Here is a 6,064-nt window from a genome sequence, read left to right as displayed (position 1 = left end):
TTAAGGATAGAATTGAATTTGAATTATCACAAGACGAAATGTCTGCTTATATAAAACTCAATATACCACAGGCTGAAATTGAGGAGAATGCTTCAAAAATCGCCATGGAGATTTTTGAAATATTGAAAAATGAACAAGTTCGAATTGGAATTCAAACGGATTTGATTCAGGGTGGCCTTATCTCAAACAAAAAGATAGAGGTTGCCAAAGGTGTTTTGCCAGTACCAGGTGTGGATTCGGTGTATCAGTACTATAAGATTGCATCAAGAAAGCCAAAGGTAAGTGAATCAGGGATCACTGACCATTACGAACTTGATCTTATCAACAATGTCTTTAAAGGTGATTGGCTGGGAGAAAAAACCCTGCCGCAACCTGGCGTAGATGGGATTACTGTTAGAGGAAATCGTATCCCTGCGAGATTTGGTAGAGATTATAATTTCAAATATGATCGTAACTCAGTGGAAGAAAAACTCGAAAATGATAAATTTGTATTGAGAGCCAAACAGAATGGGGCCGTTAATTTTGAAGCAGAAAAAATTAAAGTTGAAAATCATCTGATTATTTCAGGTGACGTAGACTATGAAACTGGTAATGTAAGGTTTGATGGAAGCGTTACCATAACAGGTACTGTTAAGGATAAATTTATTGTTGAAGCAACAGGTGATATTGAAATAAAGGGCAAAACAGGCGTAGGCGCTGTGGGTAAGATTATTTCACGCAATGGGTCTGTATTCATTCAGGGTGGTGTCAATGGCAAAAATGAAGGCCAAATCATCGCAAAAGATTCAATATACGTAAAGTTTGTCAACGAGGGGCATCTTGAAGCCGAGAATGAAATTCATATAGCCCTATATGCCTTTGATAGTTTTTTAAAAGCGGCTAAAGTTTTTGTAGATCCGACAAAGGGAAAAATTGTTGGTGGCGAAATACATGCTAAGCATAAAATTGTATCAGGTTCTATTGGCAACTCTCAAGAAAGACAAACAAAGGTAAATGTAGAGGGTTTTGAACGACTCAACGTCAAGGCAGAGCTTGACGCTATGAAGTTGAAATTTGAAGATTTATTGTCTTCTGCAAATAGGATGAAACGCAAGCTTGAAATTTTTGAAGAAAATATGGAACGACTTGATGATCGTGCTAAGAATACCTATGGTGCACTTATTCAGAACTATCAAACCCTTTTAGATGATTTGAACTTCTTATCAAGACAGGCGGAAAGATTAGAGGATGTTTTAAGAACTCGGGGTGAAGGCGAAATCAAGATTCATCAACAAATATATCCTAAAACAATGATGGAGCTTAAAACCTTGCAGAGACAAATAGTAGAAACGATGAAATGTTCATTTTATGTGAAGGATAACAGAATTCACGTCGTCGATTGATGTGTAATGAACACGGGGGAAATATGATAAGTAATGCTAAAAATGACTGTGAGTCATTGCTCAGCAGTATTGACTTCTTTTCGCAAAACCTCCATATTGAACAAATTGTTGAATATGGTTTTAGTATATTTAATCAATTGGAAAAACCTGAGGCTTCTGCTATTTACACAATAGACGAAAGTAATGAGGTTTTTTCGGTGCGCTTTCACCAGGGCTACATGGTTCATTTGGACCAAGTCGTGAGGACTCAAAAGCATGATGATTTTGCTGTGAGAAATGGCTTTTTACTAGTGGATAAAGCCATTCAGAGGCGATATTTCGATGATGTCTTTATTGAGAATTTAAATGTATCTAAAATTTTACCATTGATTATTGACGATCATCTCTACGGATTTATTATCAGTACGGATGGAAAAGAGGAAAGAAATATCAATTTTGATTTCTTGATTAGATTCAATTATCTGATGAATTTATCCTTTGAAAAAGCCTCCCGGTACCTTGAAAGGGCAAAGCTTAAAAAGGAAATTGACCGTAAAATATTTAATTTGAACTCGATTTCACAGACGATGAAAATCTTGCTTTCTGAACTGAATGTTGAGCGTATACTTCAGGCAAGTGTAGATGTTATTCGCGAAATTACCACCAGTTCTGTGACCACCATCGGTTTGTATGATGACTTACAAAACTTAATCAATATTCGATCCTATGAAAACATTCGATCAAATGCTAAGGTATTTGAAACCTTTGGGCTCAATCCATCGCATCCGCTTTTGGAACAGACTGTCTTTGATGTAAGACTGGATTCTGAAAAGCTCAGTCTTATTTTTGAAGATGTCAAAAAGCTTGATTTGCTTGAAGCAGAATATGTGGTTTTGATTGTTAAGGAGCGCATATTGGGGTTTGTTACCATCGGAAAATCAATGACTGGCAAGGCATATGATCTTAATTTGCTGGAGCGCATTAAGGATATAACATCCATTATGTATATCGCACTCAGCAATGCAAACCGATTTGAAATCATCAAAGACCAAAGAGAAGAGTTGCGTTTGCAGCTAGGGCTTATGAAGAACATGAACCGGATTTTAAAGAGTGTCAACTCATCTGAAAACATGAATGAGTTAACGGACATGGTTTTGTCAGCGATGAAATTAACCTTTGGCATAGAAACTGGATTTTTAATTACTTTCGATGAAGCTCAACCACAGGTGAGGGGCGGAATTGGTGATATAGACGACAAGTTGGATTCAAGTTTAATAAATCAAATGATGACACAGGTATCCACTGATATTTTGAGCTGTTATACACTTTCTGATGTTAAAGAGATTTTCGGTGAGGCATTCGTGAGACAATTTGCTAATATAAATTGTTTTATTTGTGCGCCAATTTTTACCAATCAATTGTTTGAAAAACCCATTGGTATGATTGTCGTTATTAAGACAAGACAGAGACTCCACGAAGGACAAACGACGATGATAGAAATGCTCGTGAACAGTATTGGTCCTGTAATGTCTCAATTGCTTAAGAAGGAGCAGTATGATGCACATTATATTCCAAGACCTGATTATGAGATTGAGAGATTGCATAGAAGGTATTGGGCAGAGTCAGACCTTTATCATATAAACTTCACAGTGTCTGTTAAGAAAATTGACATAATTCCTTTTGTTAGCCCGGATTTGAAGGCTTATGACGAGTATGACCATGTTCTCTACAACAACGTACTAGTTGTTTTTGCCACAAGCTCAGTTGCACCCCATTTGGCTGATGAAGTGACAGGTGTAAACCCTGATTTTGAAGAGGTCAAATCCATCATTGCCATGGCTTTGTTATAATTTTTTTACAAATCATGTAAAATCAATTTACAGATACTCTTGATTTATATAGAATATACTATGAATATAACATTTATGAAGATGAAAGAGGGGATGTAATGATGGTTAGAGAAATATCATATGGTGAGGTTAAAAATAACCTTAAAACAGGTGATTTAATTTTATGCCATGGCCTAGAGCTGTCTAGTAAGATTATTGAACTCATAGAATGGTCATATTGGTCGCATGTGGGTATGGTCATTATACCAGAAGACATAGGTCTTGAAGGGAAAGAGCCCTTAATTTGGGAAGCGACCGCTTCAGGCGATGGTATTGTGGATGTCATCAATGGTAAACCAAAAGAAAGTGGTGTCATGTTGATTTCTTTGGAAGAAAGAATTAACACCGACATAAGCAAGCACTATGACAACCATTTTAAAGTGAAATACATAAATAGAAAATTAACAGGAGAAGAGTTGAGTCAACTCAAAGCTTTTATCTACAGCGCACATGATAAGGTTTTTCCTGAAGATCCAGATTTACTCAAATACTATATTGAAGGCCGTAAATTTAACAAGCCCATGCCTGACGACATGGCTTTTTGTAGCCAATTAACGGCAGAAACTTTGATGGCACTTAATCTACTGTCTCCAACATACGTAGCCAATGGTTATTGTCCAAATGATTTTAATGAAGATAAGGATTTACCAATTTTAAAGCCCTTCTACTTATGGGATGGTGCACGTTTAAAATAAAGGAAATGATATGATGAAGCGTAAACAAATCCTCTTAGTATTGATTTTTATAATAAGTCTTGCAATGGTGGCATTTTTTGATATGAGGCCAGTCGTAAGTCATCCAAAACCGGCGGAAGGATATCTTGATCTAAGGGCTTGGTCCTTTGAGGAGAATGGCGTTGTGCCACTTGAAGGCGAGTGGGCTTTTTATTATAATGCATTTTTGACCTCGGATGATTTTAAGGGTGAAAATCTACCAGAAGCGCGCTATATAAATATTCCGAGCAATCAAAGCAACATTAAAGCCAGTAAACCATTTGATTCCAATAAATTTTATGGAACCATGCGTCTAGTGGTTGATTTACCGACCAATAATCAGATATATGGTTTAAAAACGGATATCGTTCTTAGTGCCTATAAGCTTTATGCCAATGGGATTTATATGGGCGGTATTGGTGGCGTCGGGAGCGATGCAGAAAGCGCATCCCCTTATTATGGCATTTTAGAAAGTTATTTTTCGCCCATTGACAATCGTGTGGAATTTATTTATCATGCATCAGATTTTTCTTTTGAGGATTGTGCGATTACTGGGCCGACCATTGGCTTGGGTCACCAGATAACAAGTGCTTCAAAATTAAGCGCTGGAAAAGATTTGTTTCTCTTTGGCATGCTCTTAACCATGGGCCTCTATCATATAGGCCTCTATTGGATTAGAAAGAAAGACCGAGGCCCCCTTTATTTTGGCCTTTTTTGTATTATGTTTGCAGTTCGAATGCTCTTAATTGGCAGTCGAGTCTTGCCTATGTTGTTGTCTATGAGTTTTATCATCTATGCAAGACTGGCTTATATAACCGTATTTATTGGTGTTTTTTCACTATTTGCCTATTTATACCATACCTTTAACGAGCTCTTTCCTAAAAGATTTGTTCAGATGGGCTTTTATATGGCCTTAATATCTGTTGCGATAGGTTTGTTTGCACCCTTTAACTGGATAGACAATTGGATTTTAGTTTATGCACTGGTAAATTTCAGTTTAATGGGGTATGCTATATTGCGACTGATTGTGGGCATAAAAAGAAATGTTCTTTTTGCTGGCTGGGTACTCTTTGGTTTTGTATGTATCCTAATTACCTTCTTAAACGACTTTGTATATGAAGTGACTTTATCCAATAAAGGATCTTTGATTCCACTTGGAATGGCACTTTTTATCATGTTGCAGGCATATACCTTATCTGCCAAATTCTCTAATGCCTTTTCAAATGTAGAAAAGCTATCAGCAGAGAATGAGCTCATGCTTTCGGAAGTCAAACACGTAAATGCCAATCTGGAGAGTATTGTTGAAAATAGGACAAGAGATCTCAAGGAAGCCCTTGTGGAGATGGATTTGATGTCTAAGACGGATTATCTGACAAAACTGCCAAATAGAAGATTGATGTTCCAAAAAATTGATGAGCTTATTCAGAACAAACAAGATTTTTTTGTGGCAATTGCCGATATTGATAAGTTTAAAATCGTCAATGACACATATGGACATGATAAAGGTGATGTAATCCTACAAGATCTGTCGGAACGCTTGAAGCTTACACTGGGAGATGATGGCTTTGTGGGCAGATGGGGTGGAGAAGAGTTCCTCATTATTTTATACGGTTCTAACGAGTATAAAGCCTTAACGCTCTCTAACAAGATTAGAGAATCCATAGGATCAAAGTACAATGTTGTCATTAAATCCCCCATTACCATTACAGTTGGTCTATGTCAATACGACGGTTCAACCACGATTGATGCAGTAATTGCCAATGCGGACAAGGCCTTATACGAAGGCAAGCTTGGTGGTAGAAATCAGTGTAGGCTGTATAGAATGTAACACGCCTTTTTAGGAAGTAATCTAAGCTTAAAGACTAGATATTAAGACTAGATATTAAGACTGAATATTAAGACTGAATATTAGGGCAATAATAAAGTAGATAATAGAAGATAAGTATAAACAAAGCGAAAGCCGATTGTATTCTTTTACAATCGGCTTTTTTATTGTATACAACAAAATTTGAGCCGAAAGCTGTGATGAGAAATGTTCAATCTCAAACAGCGTCAGCGAAAATTGGTTTGAGTCATCGAAGATGGCTCAAATGTTGTTGTA

General features: G+C 36.8%; 4 protein-coding genes. All 4 read left to right on the top strand.

Going from position 1 to position 6,064, the window contains the following annotated elements; all coding sequences use genetic code 11:
* Positions 1-1,382: flagellar assembly protein A (locus AC220I_RS16870; protein ID WP_486725033.1), on the top strand; the 1,382-nt coding region annotated here is incomplete at its 5' end.
* 23 nt (positions 1,383-1,405) lie between these two features.
* Positions 1,406-3,211 (top strand): GAF domain-containing protein, encoded by a 1,806-nt coding sequence (locus AC220I_RS16865; RefSeq protein ID WP_486725032.1) that lies wholly within the window; start codon positions 1,406-1,408, stop codon positions 3,209-3,211.
* A 98-nt stretch (positions 3,212-3,309) separates the two neighbouring features.
* Positions 3,310-3,945, top strand: a complete 636-nt coding sequence (locus AC220I_RS16860) for a C40 family peptidase (RefSeq protein WP_486725031.1) — start codon at positions 3,310-3,312, stop codon at positions 3,943-3,945.
* A 13-nt stretch (positions 3,946-3,958) separates the two neighbouring features.
* Positions 3,959-5,791 carry a diguanylate cyclase gene (locus AC220I_RS16855; RefSeq protein WP_486725030.1) on the top strand — a complete coding sequence of 611 codons (1,833 nt, stop codon included), beginning with the start codon at positions 3,959-3,961 and terminating at the stop codon, positions 5,789-5,791.
* Positions 5,792-6,064: the final 273 nt, after the last annotated feature.

Source organism: Fusibacter sp. (assembly GCF_057447755.1).
This window is presented reverse-complemented; position numbering and strand designations above follow the sequence as displayed.